This is a genomic window from Rhizobium sp. P1_C7 (genome assembly GCF_056406295.1).
The window spans coordinates 328,546-346,792 of record NZ_JBFUAL010000006.1; the positions used below are offsets into that span (position 1 = coordinate 328,546).

Sequence of the window (18,247 nt, forward strand, 5' to 3'; positions counted from 1 at the left end):
GCAAAAGTGTGTAGGGTTTCCGCTCGGAATTGCGTAGAAACAAAAAGATAGAGTGCTTCGAGGAAAAGCGGAAATGCTCTAATTGGCGATGAATTTTCCTCTAAAGGCAACGTCGGACAGCGGTTTGCGCTGGCTCGGAAACTCACGGTCCCGGTAGCGCTCGGGAAGAACGCTTTTGTCGGCAAGGCGTCCGACTGCGACGCCGGCTTCGACACGATAACCCTCGGGAATGGCAAATGTCTCCCGGATTTGATCATGTTTGATCCCGCCCATGCCGTGGGCGTAGAAGCCGGAGAGCTTTGCCTGCATGGCAAGGTGTCCCCAGGCGGCTCCGGCATCAAACGAGTGCGTATAACTCTTTCGCCCTTCCGAAAGGTCGCCGTTGAAATCCCGCGAGACCACGAAGATGAGAGCCGAGGCGTTCTTTGCCCACTCCTGGTTCGACTCGACGAGCAGATCCACGAATTTGTCCCAATCGTCGGTGCCCTGCAGAGTGTAGACGAAGCGCCAGGGCTGCTGGTTTGATGAGGAGGGAGCCCAGTGGGCAGCGTCCAGTATGGTCAGTAGATCCGATTCAGCGATCACCTCGCCGGTGAAGGCGCGAGGGGACCATCGATCCAGAAATATAGGATCGATCGGGTATTGGGATTCGCGGCTGTTGCTCTTTGTCATTCGTCTTCCGGGCGTTGGGGATTCAGGAATTCCAGGTGATGTCGAGATCTTCGCGAAATGCGAATCGCTTCAGATGATCGGTGACGACGAGCTCGTATCGTTCGAGCTGTTCTCGGTCGGTGGAGAGCGTCATACGCAACGCCGTATCGTCCGCCTTCAAAACGACCTGCGCCGAATCACTGAACGGAATTCTGCCGTTCTCTGAGTCGAACTCAACTGCAAATTTGTGGCTCCAATGCTTGCAAAGCTGCTGGAGATATCTGCTTGCGCTTGTCGTGCGGACGGTGGAGGTCGAAACGGGCATGGCACACCTTCTCTGCGGTTATAGTCTTAGGCTTCAACGAACGCGGTTGGCAAGCAGAGCATCTCGCCGCGGAAGGTGCACAGTCTGTTTCAAAAAATGCGGCCTCCCGCGTGCACGAAAGCGCGCTAGGGTTCTCGAAATAGCAACATAGGGAGATCGACTTGCTCGTAAACGGCAGATGGACGGAAGATTGGCAGCCGGTGCAGGCCAAGGATGCCAAAGGCGGCTTCGTGCGTCAGACATCCAGCTTCCGCAATTGGGTCACACCCGATGGAAGCGCTGGGCCGACGGGCGAGGCCGGCTTCAAGGCCGAGGATGGGCGCTACCATCTCTATGTCGCCTATATCTGCCCCTGGGCATCGCGGACTTTGATCGGTCGAAAAATGAAGGGGCTGGAGTCGGCCATTTCGGTGTCAGTGGTCGAGCCGGCGTTGACCAAACAGGGCTGGCGTTTCGGCGATTTTCCCGGCGCAACCGAGGATCACCTTCAAGGCGCCACCTATATGCACGAGATATACACCAGCGCTGCACCGGGCTTTACCGGGCGCGCAACGGTGCCCGTTCTTTGGGACAAACAGCGCCAGACGATCGTCAACAACGAATCGGCCGATATCCTGCGCATGATGAACAGCGGCTTCGGTGAACACGCGTCGAACTCGATCGACATCTATCCGGTCGGAAAGCGAGCCGAAATCGATGTGTTCAATGACCGCATCTATCCCGACTTGAACAACGGTGTTTACCGCGCGGGCTTTGCATCGACACAAATTGCCTACGACGAGGCATTTGCTGGCGTCTTCGCATGTCTCGACTGGGTTGAACCTCAGCTTGAAGAGCGAACCTTCCTTTTTGCTGAGCACCCCACGGAAAGCGATATTCGTCTGTTCGTAACGTTGATCCGCTTCGATGTCGCCTATCACGGCCTATTCAAATGCAACCTGCGTCGCCTATCCGACTACCCAGGTCTTCGCGCTTTCTGCAGGCGCATGCTGGACTGGCCCGGCGTTGCCGAAACGGTGAACATCGATCATATCAAGCGCGGGTACTATTCGATCGCGAGCCTCAATCCGACCGGGATTGTCCCAGTCGGGCCCGAACTCTCGGAAATTTTCTGACTGCACGTACTGCTTATGCGAAAAGCCGTAATGACACTCCTGAATATTTCGTTCATAGGTGATCAAAACTTCGATTTTGCTGAGGAGGAAATTCAATGAAGCTCATGCGTGTTGGAGAGTTGGGCCGCGAAAAGCCGGCCTTGCTCGATGAATACGGCAAGATCCGCGATCTGTCTGCTCACATATCCGACGTTGCCGGCGAGGCGATTTCGCCGGAGGGGCTCGCAAAGCTCGCGGCGCTGGATCCGAACAGCTTGCCGGAACTCGCTGCCGGCCGCATTGGCGCTTGCGTCGCCGGAACGGGCAAATTCATCTGCATCGGCCTCAATTTCTCCGACCACGCGGCCGAAACGGGCGCGACCGTACCGCCCGAGCCGGTGATCTTCATGAAGGCGACGTCGGCGATCGTCGGTCCGAATGATGACGTTCTGATCCCGCGTGGCTCTGAAAAGACCGACTGGGAAGTGGAACTCGGTGTCGTCATCGGCAAGACCGCGAAATATGTCAGCGAGGCGGATGCGCTTCATTACGTTGCCGGGTACTGCGTCTCCCACGACGTATCCGAGCGCGCGTTCCAGACCGAGCGGTCAGGTCAGTGGACCAAGGGCAAGTCCTGCGACACATTCGGCCCGATCGGACCATGGCTGGTCACGAAGGATGAGATTGCTGATCCGCAGAAGCTCGGCATGTGGCTCAAGGTCAACGGCGAGACAATGCAGAACGGCTCGTCGAAGACGATGGTCTACGGCGTTGCCTTTGTCGTTTCCTATCTCAGCCAGTTCATGTCGCTCCATCCGGGCGATGTAATCTCCACCGGCACACCTCCCGGGGTCGGTATGGGAATGAAGCCGCAGCGCTTTCTCAAGCCCGGCGATGTGGTGGAACTCGGCATCGAAGGCCTCGGCACCCAGAAGCAGACGTTTCTTGCCGATCGCTAGGATCCATTGGCCGAACTTTAAGCATTCCGGCGCACGCTCATGTCGGGGAGGAAATCTCCGGCATTTCTTTTTGCGGTGCAGATGGCCATGTTGCTGTGCAACAGAAACCTGCTAGTCTGCGTTGAGATGCTAGCACGTCGTTGGAATGATGCCGGTGACCCCAATCGGCATCATCTTCCAGATTACAGAAAGGTGGCGCATCTGATGTTTTATCAACTTTATGAATTGAACCATGCTGCAATGGCACCGTACCGGGCCATCGCCGATATTATGCGCTTGGCCTATGCGAACCCCTTCAATCCACTATCGCAGACGCCTTGGGGCCGTACGATGGCCGCAAGTCTGGAGATGTTTGAGCGGACCACGCGCCGCTACGGAAAGCCGTCCTTCGGATTGAACGAGACCGTCATAGGTGAGCGAAGGGTCGCCGTAAGGGAAGAGGTCGTTTGGTCGCGCCCTTTCTGCAATCTGCTGCATTTTGCGCGCAGCGTTCCTGGTGGTCACACGCCCGAACCCCGCATTCTGATCGTGGCACCGATGTCCGGTCACTATGCGACGCTGCTGCGAGGCACCGTTGAGGCGCTGCTGCCGAGCGCCGATATCTATATCACCGACTGGATCGACGCCCGCATGGTGCCGATGACGGAAGGCACCTTCGATTTCGATGACTACATTGATTACATCGTCGAGATGCTGCATTTCCTCGGTCCCGACACTCACGTTGTCGCGGTCTGTCAGCCCTCCGTGCCCGTCCTGGCCGCCGCCGCGGTCATGGAAGCAGCCAACGATCCGCTGTCGCCGGCATCCATGACCTTGATGGGCGGACCGATCGATACGCGCATCAACCCCACCGCCGTCAACCAGCTCGCCAAGGACAAGCCGCTGCAGTGGTTCGCAGACAATGTCATCATGAACGTGCCTTGGCCGCAGCCAGGTTTCATGCGCCCAGTCTATCCCGGGTTCCTGCAGCTTTCCGGTTTCATGTCGATGAACCTCGACCGCCATGTCATCGCGCATAAAGAATTCTTCATGCATCTGGTGAAGAACGATGGTGAGCCCGCAGAAAAGCACCGTGATTTCTACGATGAGTATCTCGCCGTCATGGATCTCACGGCCGAATTCTATCTTCAGACCGTGGAGGAGGTGTTCATCAAGCACTCCCTTCCGAAGGGCGAACTGATTCATCGTGGCAATCGCGTCGATCCCGCTGCTATCCGCAATGTAGCGTTGCTGACGGTCGAGGGAGAGAATGACGACATCTCAGGTGTCGGCCAGACAAAGGCGGCACAGACGATCTGCGTCAATATCCCCGAGACCATGCGCATGCACTATCTGCAGCCCGATGTCGGACATTACGGCGTTTTCAACGGATCACGTTTCCGCCGTGAAATTGCGCCCCGTATTCTCAACTTCGTGCGAGAGCATGCCCGATCCGGCCAACCCCCGGTCAAGCGGGTCATCAAGGGCGGAAAGTCCCTCTGACTGGGGGATCTGAATTAGTGATTGCACTTCAAGGCCTTGTCCGATTTGAGTGCGGACTGCCTTGAAGCCGCTTGGCGCGGTAACCACATCGATTTGCAGCGTTCGGCATTCCGCCGACGCGCAAATGCGAGGATACCGCACGATGAACCAGTCAGCATTGCTTCGCCCGGATTGGACTCCGGCTACCATTGCCCTGATGATCCTCGGCTTCGTGGTTTTCTGGCCTCTGGGTCTCGCCATGCTCGCCTACATCATCTTCGGGGAGCGCCTGCGCGGATTCAAGCGCGACGCCAACAGTGCCGCCGATGGATTCTTCGCCGGCTGCCGACGTTCGAATGGCCGCTATCGCCCACAGTTCAACACCGGTAATGTCGCCTTCGACGACTGGCGCAAGGCCGAGCTCGATCGACTGGAAGAAGAACGGCGCAAGCTCAATGAGATGCGCGAAGAGTTCGACACCTATGTCCGCGAGCTTCGCCGCGCCAAGGATCAGGAAGAGTTCGATCGTTTCATGCGCGATCGCAAGAATGCCAAGCGCGACGACAATGGCCCGGTGGCCGAGTACCAGACGCCGTGAGGCTCGTTGCAGCGAAACAATGCCGGCATCACTGATGCCGGCTTTTCTTTGCCGGAGTGCGTGCGAATCATATAGAAAATGAAGATGTTCCCGCTCTTGTCCAAGCCACGCCGCAGCGTCCGGAAACCGGCTCCGCCCGAGACGCGGACACTTGACGTCGCTGGCCGGCTGATGCCGCTTACGATCAAGCAGCACGAACGGGCAACCCGTATCACGCTGCGCATCGAGCCCGGTGGGCGGGCGCTGAAGATGACGATCCCGAGCGGGCTGGCGCAAAGGGAGGTCAACGCCTTCCTCGAACGGCATCAGGGCTGGCTCCTCACCAAGCTTGCGAAATTCTCGACCGATGCAGGCCTGCGCGACGGCGGAAGCATCCTCTTTCGCGGTGTTTCGCATCGGATCCAGCACACAGGGAGCCTGCGCGGTCTGACTGAGGCCTCGGTCATCGACGGTAGGGCCATTCTGAAGGTCAGCGGCATGCCGGAACATCTCGGCCGCCGCGTTGCAGCCTTTCTCAAGAAGGAAGCGCGGGCTGATCTCGAGAGATTGGCCAGATTTCATGCGCGCTCCATCAACGCGCCGATCAACTCGATCTCAATGAAAGATACGCGCAGCCGTTGGGGTTCGTGTTCGTCGGAAGGAAACTTGAGTTTTTCCTGGCGTATCGTCATGGCCCCGCCGTCCGTCGTCGATTACTTGGCGGCCCATGAGGTCGCGCATCTGAAAGAAATGAACCATGGACCGCGCTTCTGGGCCCTATGCCAGAAGCTTTGTCCCAATATGCAAGAGGCAAAGTCGTGGTTGAAGCGACATGGCAGTCTGCTGCACGCCATCGATTTCGACTGAGACGGAAGCGCTCAAAATTAAGCTACCATCGCAAATTGGCTCGACTCCAAGCGCTTTTCGTGTCACTTCGCTGCCATGAAACCGGATATCAAAATCTGCGGCCTGAAGACGGCAGAAGCGATTGATCGCGCGTTGAAACGCGGCGCGACCCATATCGGATTCATCTTCTTTGAAAAGAGCCCCCGTTACATCGAGCCCGATATCGCCGGCAGGTTGGCGGAGTCCGCCCGCGGCAAGGCCAAGATTGTCGCCGTGGCCGTCAATCCGACCAACGACGACCTCGATGAAATCGTGGCGCTGCTCAAACCTGATATTTTGCAGCTTCACGGCGACGAAAGCCCCGAGCGCGTTTTGACCATAAAGGCAGTCTATGGTCTGCCTGTTATCAAGGCGTTTTCCATTCGCACTGCCGATGATCTGAGGCGCGTGGAAGCCTATATTGGCATTGCCGATCGCTTCCTCTTCGATGCCAAGCCCCCGAAGGGATCCGAGTTGCCAGGCGGCAACGGCGTTTCCTTCGACTGGAGCCTGCTCACTTGGCTTGACGGCAATGTGGATTACATGCTTTCCGGCGGCTTGCACAAAGGCAATATTGCCGAGGCGCTCGCCGTCACCAAGGCACCGGGGATCGACGTGTCCTCGGGTGTCGAAAGCGCCCCCGGCGTGAAAAGCATTGCGATGATCGATGAGTTTTTCGATGCGGTCGAACAGGCTTGCCAGCCTGAGCCGGCCACAGGGAGTTGAAATTGAACGAGACGCCAAAACCGAATTCCTTCCGTTCCGGCCCCGATGAGGATGGCCGCTTCGGCATTTACGGCGGCCGCTTCGTGGCCGAGACACTGATGCCCCTGATCCTGGAGCTTCAGGACGAATGGGGCAAGGCGAAGAATGATCCGGAATTCCAGGCGCAGTTGAAGCATCTCGGCGCCCACTATATCGGCCGTCCGAGCCCGCTCTATTTCGCCGAACGCCTGACGGCGGAACTCGGCGGCGCGAAGATCTACTTCAAGCGCGAAGAACTGAACCACACCGGTTCGCATAAGATCAACAACTGCATCGGCCAGATCCTGCTCGCCAAACGTATGGGCAAGACCCGCATTATCGCGGAAACCGGTGCCGGTCAGCATGGTGTCGCGTCGGCAACCGTCGCTGCCCGCTTCGGTCTTCCCTGCGTTGTCTACATGGGCGCCACTGACGTCGAGCGCCAGGCGCCGAACGTATTCCGCATGAAGCTCCTGGGCGCCGAAGTGAAGCCGGTCACGGCTGGCCATGGCACCCTGAAGGACGCGATGAACGAGGCTTTGCGCGACTGGGTCACGAATGTCGACGACACCTACTATCTGATCGGCACGGCTGCCGGCCCGCACCCCTATCCGGAAATGGTTCGCGATTTCCAGGCCGTCATCGGCACGGAAGCCAAGCAGCAGATGCTCGAAGCCGAAGGCCGCCTTCCTGATCTCGTCATTGCGGCTGTGGGCGGCGGATCTAACGCGATCGGCATCTTCCATCCGTTCCTCGATGACGCGAGCGTTAAGATCGTTGGTGTCGAAGCCGGCGGCAAGGGCTTGCAGGGCGACGAGCATTGCGCTTCGATTACTGCCGGCTCTCCCGGCGTCCTGCACGGCAACCGCACCTATCTGCTCCAGGACGAAGACGGTCAGATCAAGGAAGGTCATTCGATTTCGGCCGGCCTGGACTATCCCGGCATCGGCCCCGAGCATTCCTATCTGAACGATATCGGCCGCGTCGAGTATGTGCCGATCATGGATCACGAGGCGCTCGAGGCGTTCCAGACCCTTACGCGTCTGGAGGGCATCATTCCGGCGCTGGAACCGTCGCATGCGCTGGCCGAAGTCATCAAGCGCGCCCCGAAGATGGGTAAGGACGAGATTATTCTGATGAATCTCTCCGGTCGCGGCGACAAGGATATCTTCACCGTCGGCAAGATTCTGGGAATGGGTGTGTAAGTCATGACCGCACGAATGGACAAACGTTTTGCCGATCTGAAGGCCGAAGGCCGCCCGGCACTCGTCACCTATTTCATGGGTGGTGATCCCGACTATGACACCTCGCTCGGCATCATGAAGGCGCTGCCGGAAGCGGGTTCCGACGTCATCGAGCTCGGCATGCCGTTCTCCGATCCCATGGCCGATGGCCCGGCGATCCAGCTCGCCGGTCAGCGTGCGTTGAAGGCGGGACAGACGCTAAAGAAGACGCTGCAGCTTGCCGCCGATTTCCGCAAGACGGACGACGCGACGCCGATCGTGATGATGGGTTACTACAACCCGATCTACATCTACGGCGTCGAGAAGTTCCTGGACGATGCGCTCGCCTCCGGCATCGACGGGCTGATCGTCGTCGATCTTCCGCCCGAGATGGATGACGAACTCTGCATTCCGGCAATCCGCAAGGGCATCAACTTCATTCGCCTGGCAACACCAACGACCGACGAAAAGCGTCTTCCGACGGTTCTCAAGAACACGTCCGGCTTCGTCTACTACGTCTCGATGAACGGGATCACCGGCTCCGCGCTTCCGGATCCTTCGCTCGTTTCGGGTGCCGTCAAGCGCATCAAGCAACATACAAACCTGCCCGTGTGCGTCGGCTTCGGCGTCAAGACGGCCGATCACGCAAAGGTCATCGGCAGCTCGGCGGATGGAGTCGTGGTCGGCACGGCAATCGTCAACCAAGTGGCGACTAGCCTTACCAAGGACGGGAAGGCAACAGCCGATACCGTTCAGGCGGTCGCCACGCTCGTTCGCGGGCTGTCATCGGGAACCCGTTCGGCGCGCCTTGTTGCTGCCGAATAGTTTTCCCACATTGGCAAGAGAAAATCAGGAGTTTTCGACTTGAACTGGATCACCAACTACGTTCGCCCCCGCATCAATTCCATGCTGGGCCGCCGCGAAGTGCCGGAGAATCTCTGGATCAAGTGCCCGGAAACGGGCGAAATGGTCTTCCACAAGGATCTGGAAGACAACAAGTGGGTCATTCCTGCTTCCGGCTACCACATGAAGATGCCGGCCAAGGCCAGGCTTGCCGACCTTTTCGACGACGGCGCGTATGAATCGCTGCCGCAGCCGAAGGTCGCGCAGGACCCGCTGAAATTCCGCGATTCCAAGAAATACACCGATCGCCTGCGTGATAGCCGCATCAAGACCGACCAGGAAGACACGATTGTCGCCGGCGTCGGCAAGGTCCAGGGCCTGAAGCTTGTTGCCGTCGTGCACGAGTTCAACTTCATGGGCGGTTCGCTCGGTCTTGCCGCTGGCGAGGCGATCGTGAAGGCGTTCGAGCGCGCAATCGCGGAAAAATGCCCGCTCGTCATGTTCCCGGCATCGGGCGGCGCCCGCATGCAGGAAGGGATTCTGTCGCTGATGCAGCTGCCGCGCACGACTGTTGCCGTCGACATGCTGAAGGAGGCCGGCCAGCCTTACATCGTCGTCCTGACCAACCCGACAACCGGCGGCGTGACGGCGTCCTACGCGATGCTGGGTGACTTGCATCTGGCCGAGCCGGGCGCTGAAATCTGCTTCGCTGGCAAGCGCGTCATCGAGCAGACCATCCGCGAAAAGCTGCCGGAAGGTTTCCAGACCTCCGAATATCTTCTGGAACACGGCATGGTCGACATGGTCATCAAGCGCCACGATATCCCGGATACGCTGGCGCGGGTGCTCAAGATCCTGACGAAGAAGCCGGCCGCGGTGCTGTCCAAGGAAAACAGCGGTGCGCTTGCGATAGCTGCAAGCGCCTGATCGAAAATGTCACAGGCGGGTTGAGCGATGATACCCAGGGGCCAAACCGCAGTGAGCGAAGCAGCGCAGGAAATCGACAAGCTCATGGGATTGCATCCCAAGGGCTTCGATCTTTCACTTGACCGCATTACCCGCCTTCTCGCCGTCCTCGGTGATCCGCAGAGGAAGTTGCCACCTGTCATTCACATCGCGGGCACCAACGGCAAGGGCTCAGTGACGGCCTTCTGCCGTGCTTTGCTTGAGGCGGGCGGATATAGCGCACATGTCCATACCTCTCCCCACCTCGTCAATTGGCACGAGCGCTATCGCATCGGCATCAAGGGCGGGCGCGGTGTGCTTGTCAACGATGCCGTCTTTGCCGAGGCGGTGCGGCGGGTTGCGGCGGCTAATGACGGACAGAAGATTACCGTCTTCGAAATCCTGACTGCCGTCACATTCATTCTGTTTTCCGAGCATCCGGCAGATGCCGCCATCATAGAAGTCGGTCTCGGCGGCCGCTTCGATGCGACGAACGTGATCACGGATCCGGCCGTCTCGGTCATCATGCCGATCTCGCTCGATCATCAGCCCTACCTTGGCGATCGTGTCGAACTCATTGCGGCCGAAAAGGCCGGCATCATGAAGCGTGGATGCCCTGTGGTCGTGGGCAAGCAGGAATATGACGCCGCGTTCGACGTCCTTATGTTAACCGCCGAACGGCTGAATTGCCCGACCGCCGCCTTCGGCCAGGACTACATGGCGCATGAGGAATACGGACGTCTTGTCTATCAGGACGAGTTTGGTCTGGCCGATCTGCCCCTACCCCGGCTTCCCGGCCGCCACCAGTATGCAAACGCTGCCGCGGCGATCCGTGCGGTGAAGGCGGCAGGTTTTTCCGTCACCGAAGCGATGATGGAAAAGGCGATGACCTCGGTCGAGTGGCCCGGCCGCCTCCAGAGACTGAGCGAAGGCTACCTGGTGGCAAGCGCGCCGGACGGAGCCGAGATCTGGATCGACGGCGGCCATAATCCAGGTGCCGGCGAAGTTATTGCCGAAGCCATGGCGAATTTCGAGGAGAGGCAGTCCAGGCCGCTCTTCCTGATCATCGGCATGATCAACACCAAGGATCCGATCGGCTACTTCAAGGCCTTCAAGGGTCTGGCGGAAAAGGTCTATTGCGTGCCGATCCGCGGCAGTGAAGCGATGATCGACCCGGTAATCCTGTCGAACGCCGCTTATGACGCGGGCCTGATCGCCGAACCGATGTCGACCGTCAGCGATGCGCTGGAGGCCATCAAGGCGAGTGCGCCTGAACAGGCGCATCCGCCACGCATCCTCATCGGAGGTTCGCTATATCTCGTCGGCGATGTCCTTTCCGACAACGGAACACCGCCGACATGAAAAAAGCCCGGTCGGTGCCGGGCCTTTTTCTTATACATGGATGCATGATTAAGCGGCGCTCGAAATCCAGCTCGAAAGCGCCGTCTTCGGTGCGGCACCCACCTTGATGTCAGCAACTTCGCCGGCCTTGAACATAGCAAGCGTCGGGATGGAACGAACGCCGAACTGAGCGGCAAGCTCCGGATTCTCGTCGATGTTGAGCTTGGCAACCTTCACCTTGCCGGCAAACTCGATTGCGAGCTCTTCGAGGCTCGGAGCGATCATCTTGCAAGGGCCGCACCACTCAGCCCAGAAATCGACGACGACGGGTTCTGCGGATTCCAGAACTTCCGCCTGGAAGTTGTTGATATCGACTTTCACGGTAGCCATAGGCTGCTCCTTTACCGATTTCCTGTTGAAGCACATGTGAGGGTGCGGGGTCGGAATTTCAATGTCCGGTATTTCACTTTGTCTCGAGCTGCGCAAGCGCGGATGCCAGCGCCTCAGGCGTCAGCGTGTGGACGGAGCCGTTCTCCGTGTAAACCAGAACACAGTCGATGTGCTTGCCGGGGTAAAGCGGTGCCAGGATGTCACGGTAGATCGCGAGCTGTGCCCGATGCGCAAACGGGACGCTTTCAGCGGATTGAGGAGGCACGCGGTTGGTCTTGTAGTCGAGGATCACGACCCGATCTCGAAGTACCGCAAGGCGATCCACGCGACCGGAAACGGCGTAGTCCCGTCCTCCGAGAGACAGCGTCCCCATGATCGAGACTTCTGCCTGCGCATGCGACGCGAAAACCGCCTCCAGTCCCGGCTCGTTCAATAGTTTCAGGACCGAATCAACCAGCTTTCGGCGCTCGGCCGTGGGCCAGAAACGTGCGGCGCGCTCGGTGTATCGCTCGGCTGCATCCGCGCGCTCGCCGGAGGCGATCTCCGGCAGCATCTGCATCATGCGGTGAAGCAGCCGCCCCTTCTGAAGTGAGTGGTCGGATTTTCCCTTATCCCCGAACAACGGCGAGACGACCAGAAGATCGTCCGCCTCCTCGTCGATGATCGTTCCGGCGCCAGACGGGCTAAGTGGGCGTGGGAGGTGCCGTAGCGGGGGCAATGGCTTGTCGAGATCGAAAGGCAGCACATCCCGGGTGGCAGCCGGCTCGGCGCGTCCTGCCCGCTCGAAATGTCGATCGATGCGCGGCACACGCCATTTGATGCCGTTCCAGTTGCCGTCCGGCGCCGAAAAAGTCGCCGCTGCAACATGCGGATGGCTGTCGGTCATCGCCGCCGAAATCATCGCGTGCCAGGTATCGGTATTGGCGCGAACGCCGCGATAGCCGCAAACCACCAGACGGTCAGCAGCGCGGGTCATCGCCACATAGAGCAGGCGGCGATATTCCTCCTCCGCCAGCAGCTGGATCCGCGTGGCATCGGCCTGGGTCAGCGAGTTGCCGAGATCGCTGAGCGGCACCCAGACGGGCATCGGCGGTTCGTCTTTGCGCTGCTCGAGCAACCGGAGTTTCGGCATATGGGTGTGTGTAAACGCCTTGGAGCCGCCATCGACCAGAAATACGATCGGCGCTTCGAGGCCTTTAGAGGCGTGAACCGTCATGATCCGCACTTCGTTTCGGCCCTTGTCCTGCTCACGTTTGACTTCGGGTGCTTCCAGTTCCAGCGTCGAAATAAAGGACTGCAGCCCCGGCAGCCCGGAGGTCTCGTGATCGAGGGTAAATGTCAGGAACTCGTCGAGAATATCGCTGACCTCTGTGCCCAGCCGAGCGAGAAACTGCCGACGTCCGCCATGGCTACCAAGCACTCGCGCATAGAAGTCGTGCACTGGGAGCGTTCTCTGCTCGTCAAGAAAAAGCTTTAGTCGCCCGACCGCAGTCCCCAGCCGCTCGTTACCGTCGGCGTCGAATTTCTGCATATGCGCCCAGACGCTCTCGCCGTCGCCACGTAGAGCCGCCACGGCAAAAATGTCGTCTTCCGTCAGATCGAGAAGCGGGCTCTTCATTAATGCCGAGAGAGAAAGGTCGTCCTCCGGCAGGAGCAGGAACCGCCCAAGCGCCACCAGATCCTGAACTGCGATATGGCTCGTCAGGCGCAATCGGTCGGCACCGGCGACGGGAATGTTGTCGCGCCGCTTCAGCGCCCGCGTCAGGGCGTTGACAAAGGCGTCGCGCTTGCGAACGAGGACAAGAATGTCGCCGGCTTCGATCAGCCGTTCCTTGCCTTTCTCGACGATTGTTTCCCTGCCGACCAGATTGCCGATCGTGTGCGCGATCCGCCGCGCGAGGATGGAAGCCGGGGCGCTTTCCGGTGTTGCGTCGAAGGGTGCCGTCCAGTCCTCCTCCTTTATCGCTACCTCTGGCGCGATCATCTCCCAGAGGTCGACGGCGCCGGGATGCCCGATGCGGTTCGAACGGTGGACCACGGGCTCGCCGCCAGCACTCAGACCTCGGGCGTTGCCGGATGGAGTGAAGATATGGTCGACGGCCGCAAGCACGTCCGAGGTCGATCGGAAGGACAACGGAAGCCGGACGGTTGAAAAGGCAAGGCCGCTTTGCGAAACACGGTGCCGTGTGCGCTGGCTTTCCTCCGAAAAGCGCTCGGGACGGGCGCCCTGAAACGAATAGATGGACTGCTTTTCATCACCGACCGCAAACAGGGTACGCACGACGTTGCGGGCGCTTTCGCCCGAGAAGAAGTCTTCGGCGAGCGACTGGATCACGCTCCATTGGATGGGGCTGGTATCCTGAGCCTCGTCGACGAGGATATGATCTATACCCTGATCGAGCTTGTAGTGAATCCACGGGCCGACGTCGCTCTTGTTCAGGAGATCGGCGGTGCGCGTGATCAGATCATCGAAGTCGAGCTGGCTTCGCTGCTTCTTGAGATCGTCGTAGTCCCGGTTCAGCCGATCGGCGAGGATCAGAGCAGCGCGTGTTGCGTCATACATCCGCACGATCTTCAGGCGGTCCCGGCACGAAACCACATGAGCTAGTGCTGTCGCTACCGCATCGGTGAGTTCCGGAGCTTCGCTGAGCATCGCCTTCACGAAAAACTGCGAATCCGCCTTGGGTTCGCCCTTGCCGGTCAGAAATGCCTTCTCAAGCAATGGTATACGGCGCATCGCATCGCGCTCTTGCGCCGCCATCCTCAGCGCGGACGCAATATCCTGCGCCTTGGCGCCTCCCTTCAGGCCCGCGAGCTCGAGATATCGATCAAGGGCGCTGCCGAAGAGGCCGGCCAGAGGCCAGTATTCCTCCGCAATGGCCATCTCCGTATCGTTGCCGGAAAGGCCGAGCTTTGCCCGGATCGCGTTGTCGAGCCCGCCCTGCTGTCCGGCAGCGAACGTGAATTTCCGGATCGCGTTGCGATTGGCAACGATCTCTTCCAGCAGCGTTTCCAATCCGGATTCGTCGCCAAGATTGAGAACGTAGGAAAACGCCTCCGCAAGCGCAGGATCCTCTGCCGGTGTCGTCGCCGTCAGCAGCGACCGGCGTGCATCTGCCAGCAACGTCGCTGCTGCGCGGTCGTCGAGCACGGAAAAATGGCCTGCAACATTGGCCTCCAGTGGAAATTGATGCAGCAGCGATTCGCAGAAGGCGTGGATTGTCTGGATCTTCAGCCCGCCGGGCGTCTCCAGCGCCTTGGCAAAAAGCCGCCGGGCTTCGGCAAGCTTCAACGCGTCCGGAGCCTTGCCCTCGATCTGCGCAATACGCTGCATGAGGTCTTGGTCCGATAGGACGGCCCACTCCGCCAAGCGCTCGAACACGCGGTTCGACATCTCGGAAGCCGCCGCTTTCGTGTAGGTCAGGCAAAGGATCGCCGCTGGCCGCGCACCGGCGAGCAGAAGCCGAATGACGCGCTGCGTCAGAACATGAGTCTTGCCCGAGCCGGCATTGGCTGACACCCAGGCGGAGCGCTGCGGGTCGGACGCGATCGATTGCTGGATCGTCGTCCAGCTCGTCCAGACGATCGGATCGTCGCCTTCAGGCAGTGTCGTGTTGTCATTCATCGCCGCTTGCCTCGTCGCTTTCGGCAGTCGACCATTCGGAAACGCGTGCGAGATGATCGTAGTCGCCGCCGAAATCGAACTGCTGCGCCGGAATGAGCCTGGAGGTGAAGCCCCGTTCGCCGGATTGCAGCAGCGAAACGAACTTCACCAACTGATCAAGAGAGTCCGCCGCCAGATCCATGGCCGATTTCGACTTGTCGCTTCTGGTCGAAGACTCGTTGTTGACGGTATCGACCTTGAAGCGGCGTCCGGGCCGCAGGCGCACATAGAGGAGATCCTGCGGCACGAGGCTTCCCGCATTTTTGAAGGCGCCGGCCTTCAGAGCCGCAGCCTCCAGCGCCAGCTGCGGATCGAGAAGGGCGCGAGCCTGGGCGGGCGTGGGATTAAATCCGGTCTTGTAGTCGATGATGTCGGCGGCATTCGGACCCATGATGTCGATACGGTCGGCAACACCGCTGAGACGGACGTCGATCTGGTCGAGCTCGACGCCGCCGCGCACTTCGGTCAGGGTTCGCTGAATGCCAGGCCGCCGTTCCGCTTCCCAATCGAGGAACGAGCGTGCAACCTCCCGGAAACGCGGTCGCCAGACGGCGTCGATATGCGGTGGCAGTTGCTCCAGGTCGAAGAGTTCGGTGAGGATACGTTCCATCGCTGCGGTCGCATCCGGCTTGCCGGCGACGTGACCTTCGCGGACGAAGCGATCGATGATCGCGTGATAAAGCGTTCCCCGTTCGGCGGGTCCCGGATCGCGGTTGAACGGGTGGACCGAATCGAGCCGCAGGACGCGGCGCGCATAGATCGCATAAGGGTCGCGCCGCAGCCGGCCGACCTCGCTGAAGGAATAGGATTTCGGCTGCATGTCGCTCGGCGGTGTCGGACTCGGGCGCTGCGCCGGCGCCTGCCGGTCGCCCCGGTCGATCAGGTTTGCCCAGTGCACGAAATGATCGCCCCGGTCTGTCAGTTCGGCTTCGAATGTGGTGCCGCCGAAGGCGAGCAGTCGTTGCAGCCAGCGCGATGCCACCGTTGGGGTCGAACCTTGCCTGAGTGCCCGCGAGTAGACGAGATGGCATGTTCCGCTGGCCATTTCGAAGTCGTGCGCCAACTGTCCGATCCGGCGTTCCGGCGGTTCCAAGCCGATCTCTGTCTTCATGGTTCGCGAAACGAACGGATTGTTGGCTGTTTGCCCCGGCCATGAGCCCTCGTTCAATCCGCCGAGGATGAGCGTGTCGACGCTCTGCAGGCGGGCTTCCAGCGTCCCGAAAATGAAAAGCCGCGGATGGCTCAGTGCGCGCGGCTTGACCGCTTGACCGGCCGAAAGCGCCGCCATGATATCGATCCACTGTGGCCCGTCCGCTTCGATCTGCCCTTCGGTCTCGATAACCTCGCCGAGGAGTTTTGCGAGCGTGTCGCCCGCCTCGCCGGACCAAAGCCCGGACAGGCTCTCGCGCTCGTCGCGAGCGACGGCTTCGAGCGCTCGCCCGCTACGCTCCGCCCAGTCGGACAGCATGAAAGCAGTCGCAAGACCGCGCTCGCCCGGCAGGCGGCGAACCAGCGCTGCGGCAAGCGGCTCGGTTGCTTCGCCGACCCGGCGCGCAAGATCGCGGGCCTTGTCGGCAGCCTCCGGTGCAAGGGATTTGCGCCAGTTGGGTGTGTGCCGATCAAGCGCCTGCTCCGACCGTTGGCGGTCGAGCAGCGGTTCGAGCGCGCTGATATCAACCTCCCCGACGCCGCCGCGCAGCGCCAGAAGCTCAAGTGCTGCGACGGCCTCGCGAAGCGCACCGCGCTCCAGCCCAAACCGCGCCAGCGGATGCTTGAGCAGACTAACGATCGCCACCGGATCTCCCGGACGGAGCGTTGCCTCCAACAGTAGCTGCAGCAGCGTCCCTTGAGGCGTTGCCGAAAGCGGCGTGCCCGCTGAATCGTCGGCCAGGATACCGAAGCGCGAGAGTTCCGCCATCACACGGCGAGCAAGATTGCGGTCGGGTGTAATGAGGGCTGCGCGGCTTTCGCCGTCCATCCCCGGTCTCTCCAACGCCATACGCAGCGCGATCGCGATGGCCGTTGCCTCTTCGCGCTCGTTTGCAGCTTCGATCAGCGAGACATCGGCGAAAGCGGAAGAAATGGCGGTATCCGGCAATGCGCCCTTCCATAGCCCCCAATCGCTTGTGGCTTCGGCAGGCGAAAGCGCATGCGAAAGAATCTGGGCGCGTTGCGTCAGGAGAGCCGGGGCGTCGGCCAGTGATGCGACGTCATTGCGGTCGAGTCCAAGGCGCTTGAGAAGCTGGGCAAGGCCATATTGCGAGTGGCTCCGGCTGGCAGGGTCGGCGGGCTGTCCGGAGGTTTCGGGCGCGACCATCCGCCAATGGTCGTCCGGCATCCGCATGTCCAGGCCGGGAAGGACGATGACACCCTCGGGAAGATTGGCGACCGCCGCGATCAGATCTGCTGTCGCAGGGACGGATCCGGTCGAACCCGCGATGATGATCGGGCCGGCCGGCGGTGTTGCAGCAATCCGGTTCGCCTCCGCGCGCAAGATTGCGTTCCTGTGCCGCGCCGGCGAGGATTTGCCGAGTTCGGCCAATCTCTCGGGCCAGAAGGCGCTTGCGATCTGCAGGAATTCCGCGGTGAGCTGCCACCACAACGCGTGGTCCTTGGCATTGAGCCGCGCAAGGTCGCTCCAATCGCGATCCTCCGTCTCGATCGAGTCGATCAATTCGGCAAGGTTTCGGGCCAGCCAGATCGCGTCGGCTGGGCTCGCGGGCGCGATGAGCGGCGAATCGGAGTGAATGCTGCGGACGATCTCGGGCAGCTTGTTTCGCCAGGCAAGGATCAGGCGCGCCAGCTCCAGGAGGCGGGTCGTATTCGAGAGCGGCTGCGCCAGATCGAGGGTCGCCGGAAGCGCCTCGTCGAAATATCCGCTGTCGTCGTCCGTTTCGCCAAGCGGGCGGATGACGGGCAGGATTGCAGAACGTCCGCCAAGAAGATCCACGAACTCTGAGCGCAGCACGCGCGCAGCACGCCGCGTGGGGAGGTAGATGGTGACCTTGGAGAGCGAGAGCGGATCGGTGTCATCATGCCGGAAGAGCGGCGTGAGACGTCCGTCGCACAATGTTTCGGCAAGCGTTGCCAGGAATGGAAGTCCGGCCGGTATTGTCAAAACCCGTGGCTGGTGCCGCTCGGCCAT

At 60.3% G+C, this 18,247-nt stretch carries 15 protein-coding genes; 10 read left to right on the forward strand and 5 right to left on the reverse strand.

Annotated elements, in window-relative coordinates; genetic code table 11:
* Positions 1-78: 78 nt before the first annotated feature.
* Together AC1D2R_RS12240 and AC1D2R_RS12245 are read right to left on the reverse strand one after the other, a co-directional pair.
* Positions 79-672 (reverse strand): nitroreductase family protein, encoded by a 594-nt coding sequence (locus AC1D2R_RS12240; RefSeq protein ID WP_477967532.1) that lies wholly within the window; start codon positions 670-672, stop codon positions 79-81.
* Between the two features lie 22 nt (positions 673-694).
* Positions 695-976, reverse strand: coding sequence for a DUF2218 domain-containing protein (locus AC1D2R_RS12245; protein ID WP_477967533.1), 282 nt, complete (start codon positions 974-976; stop codon positions 695-697).
* A gap of 161 nt (positions 977-1,137) precedes the next feature.
* On the opposite strand from AC1D2R_RS12245, the gene AC1D2R_RS12250 reads away from it, so the two are divergent.
* From AC1D2R_RS12250 to AC1D2R_RS12295, 10 genes are all read left to right on the forward strand, one after another.
* Positions 1,138-2,091 carry a glutathione S-transferase family protein gene (locus AC1D2R_RS12250; RefSeq protein ID WP_477967534.1) on the forward strand — a complete coding sequence of 318 codons (954 nt, stop codon included), beginning with the start codon at positions 1,138-1,140 and terminating at the stop codon, positions 2,089-2,091.
* A 95-nt stretch (positions 2,092-2,186) separates the two neighbouring features.
* Positions 2,187-3,029, forward strand: a complete 843-nt coding sequence (locus tag AC1D2R_RS12255) for a fumarylacetoacetate hydrolase family protein (RefSeq protein WP_477967535.1) — start codon at positions 2,187-2,189, stop codon at positions 3,027-3,029.
* 204 nt (positions 3,030-3,233) lie between these two features.
* Positions 3,234-4,511 (forward strand): polyhydroxyalkanoate depolymerase, encoded by a 1,278-nt coding sequence (locus AC1D2R_RS12260; protein WP_477967536.1) that lies wholly within the window; start codon positions 3,234-3,236, stop codon positions 4,509-4,511.
* Positions 4,512-4,653: 142 nt separating this feature from the next.
* Positions 4,654-5,088: a DUF2852 domain-containing protein gene (locus AC1D2R_RS12265; protein WP_477967537.1), complete on the forward strand. Its 435-nt coding sequence runs from the start codon at positions 4,654-4,656 to the stop codon at positions 5,086-5,088.
* Positions 5,089-5,172: 84 nt separating this feature from the next.
* Positions 5,173-5,934 (forward strand): M48 family metallopeptidase, encoded by a 762-nt coding sequence (locus tag AC1D2R_RS12270; protein ID WP_477967538.1) that lies wholly within the window; start codon positions 5,173-5,175, stop codon positions 5,932-5,934.
* A 75-nt stretch (positions 5,935-6,009) separates the two neighbouring features.
* Positions 6,010-6,678, forward strand: coding sequence for a phosphoribosylanthranilate isomerase (locus AC1D2R_RS12275; protein ID WP_477967539.1), 669 nt, complete (start codon positions 6,010-6,012; stop codon positions 6,676-6,678).
* Positions 6,679-6,680: 2 nt separating this feature from the next.
* Positions 6,681-7,901 (forward strand): tryptophan synthase subunit beta, encoded by a 1,221-nt coding sequence (gene trpB, locus AC1D2R_RS12280; RefSeq protein WP_477967540.1) that lies wholly within the window; start codon positions 6,681-6,683, stop codon positions 7,899-7,901.
* Positions 7,902-7,904: 3 nt separating this feature from the next.
* Complete coding sequence (trpA, locus tag AC1D2R_RS12285) at positions 7,905-8,744, forward strand: tryptophan synthase subunit alpha (RefSeq protein WP_477967541.1); 840 nt, start codon at positions 7,905-7,907, stop codon at positions 8,742-8,744.
* 39 nt (positions 8,745-8,783) lie between these two features.
* A complete protein-coding gene (accD, locus tag AC1D2R_RS12290) occupies positions 8,784-9,689 on the forward strand; it encodes an acetyl-CoA carboxylase, carboxyltransferase subunit beta (RefSeq protein ID WP_477967542.1) in 906 nt (301 codons plus the stop codon).
* Positions 9,690-9,716: 27 nt separating this feature from the next.
* Positions 9,717-11,069, forward strand: coding sequence for a bifunctional folylpolyglutamate synthase/dihydrofolate synthase (locus AC1D2R_RS12295; RefSeq protein WP_477967543.1), 1,353 nt, complete (start codon positions 9,717-9,719; stop codon positions 11,067-11,069).
* Between the two features lie 48 nt (positions 11,070-11,117).
* Here the strand turns inward: AC1D2R_RS12295 and trxA are convergent, their stop codons facing one another.
* The 3 genes from trxA to addB form a co-directional block, all read right to left on the reverse strand.
* Complete coding sequence (trxA, locus tag AC1D2R_RS12300) at positions 11,118-11,438, reverse strand: thioredoxin (protein WP_057470237.1); 321 nt, start codon at positions 11,436-11,438, stop codon at positions 11,118-11,120.
* 73 nt (positions 11,439-11,511) lie between these two features.
* On the reverse strand, positions 11,512-15,063 hold the full coding sequence (gene addA / locus AC1D2R_RS12305) for a double-strand break repair helicase AddA (protein ID WP_477967544.1): 3,552 nt from the start codon (positions 15,061-15,063) through the stop codon (positions 11,512-11,514).
* On the reverse strand, positions 15,056-18,247 hold the full coding sequence (addB, locus tag AC1D2R_RS12310) for a double-strand break repair protein AddB (protein ID WP_477967545.1): 3,192 nt from the start codon (positions 18,245-18,247) through the stop codon (positions 15,056-15,058). Before addB ends, addA begins: the two co-directional genes overlap by 8 nt.

What these genes read in the sequence shown, in the direction of transcription:
- AC1D2R_RS12245 (WP_477967533.1), bottom strand. Translation starts at nt 976, where the DNA reads ATGCCCGTTTCGACCTCCACCGTCCGCACGACAAGCGCAAGCAGATAT.
- AC1D2R_RS12270 (WP_477967538.1), top strand. Translation starts at nt 5,173, where the DNA reads ATGTTCCCGCTCTTGTCCAAGCCACGCCGCAGCGTCCGGAAACCGGCT.
- addB (WP_477967545.1), bottom strand. Translation starts at nt 18,247, where the DNA reads ATGGCCGAGCGGCACCAGCCACGGGTTTTGACAATACCGGCCGGACTT.
- AC1D2R_RS12265 (WP_477967537.1), top strand. Translation starts at nt 4,654, where the DNA reads ATGAACCAGTCAGCATTGCTTCGCCCGGATTGGACTCCGGCTACCATT.
- AC1D2R_RS12275 (WP_477967539.1), top strand. Translation starts at nt 6,010, where the DNA reads ATGAAACCGGATATCAAAATCTGCGGCCTGAAGACGGCAGAAGCGATT.
- AC1D2R_RS12240 (WP_477967532.1), bottom strand. Translation starts at nt 672, where the DNA reads ATGACAAAGAGCAACAGCCGCGAATCCCAATACCCGATCGATCCTATA.
- AC1D2R_RS12295 (WP_477967543.1), top strand. Translation starts at nt 9,717, where the DNA reads ATGATACCCAGGGGCCAAACCGCAGTGAGCGAAGCAGCGCAGGAAATC.
- AC1D2R_RS12255 (WP_477967535.1), top strand. Translation starts at nt 2,187, where the DNA reads ATGAAGCTCATGCGTGTTGGAGAGTTGGGCCGCGAAAAGCCGGCCTTG.
- trpA (WP_477967541.1), top strand. Translation starts at nt 7,905, where the DNA reads ATGACCGCACGAATGGACAAACGTTTTGCCGATCTGAAGGCCGAAGGC.
- addA (WP_477967544.1), bottom strand. Translation starts at nt 15,063, where the DNA reads ATGAATGACAACACGACACTGCCTGAAGGCGACGATCCGATCGTCTGG.
- AC1D2R_RS12260 (WP_477967536.1), top strand. Translation starts at nt 3,234, where the DNA reads ATGTTTTATCAACTTTATGAATTGAACCATGCTGCAATGGCACCGTAC.
- trxA (WP_057470237.1), bottom strand. Translation starts at nt 11,438, where the DNA reads ATGGCTACCGTGAAAGTCGATATCAACAACTTCCAGGCGGAAGTTCTG.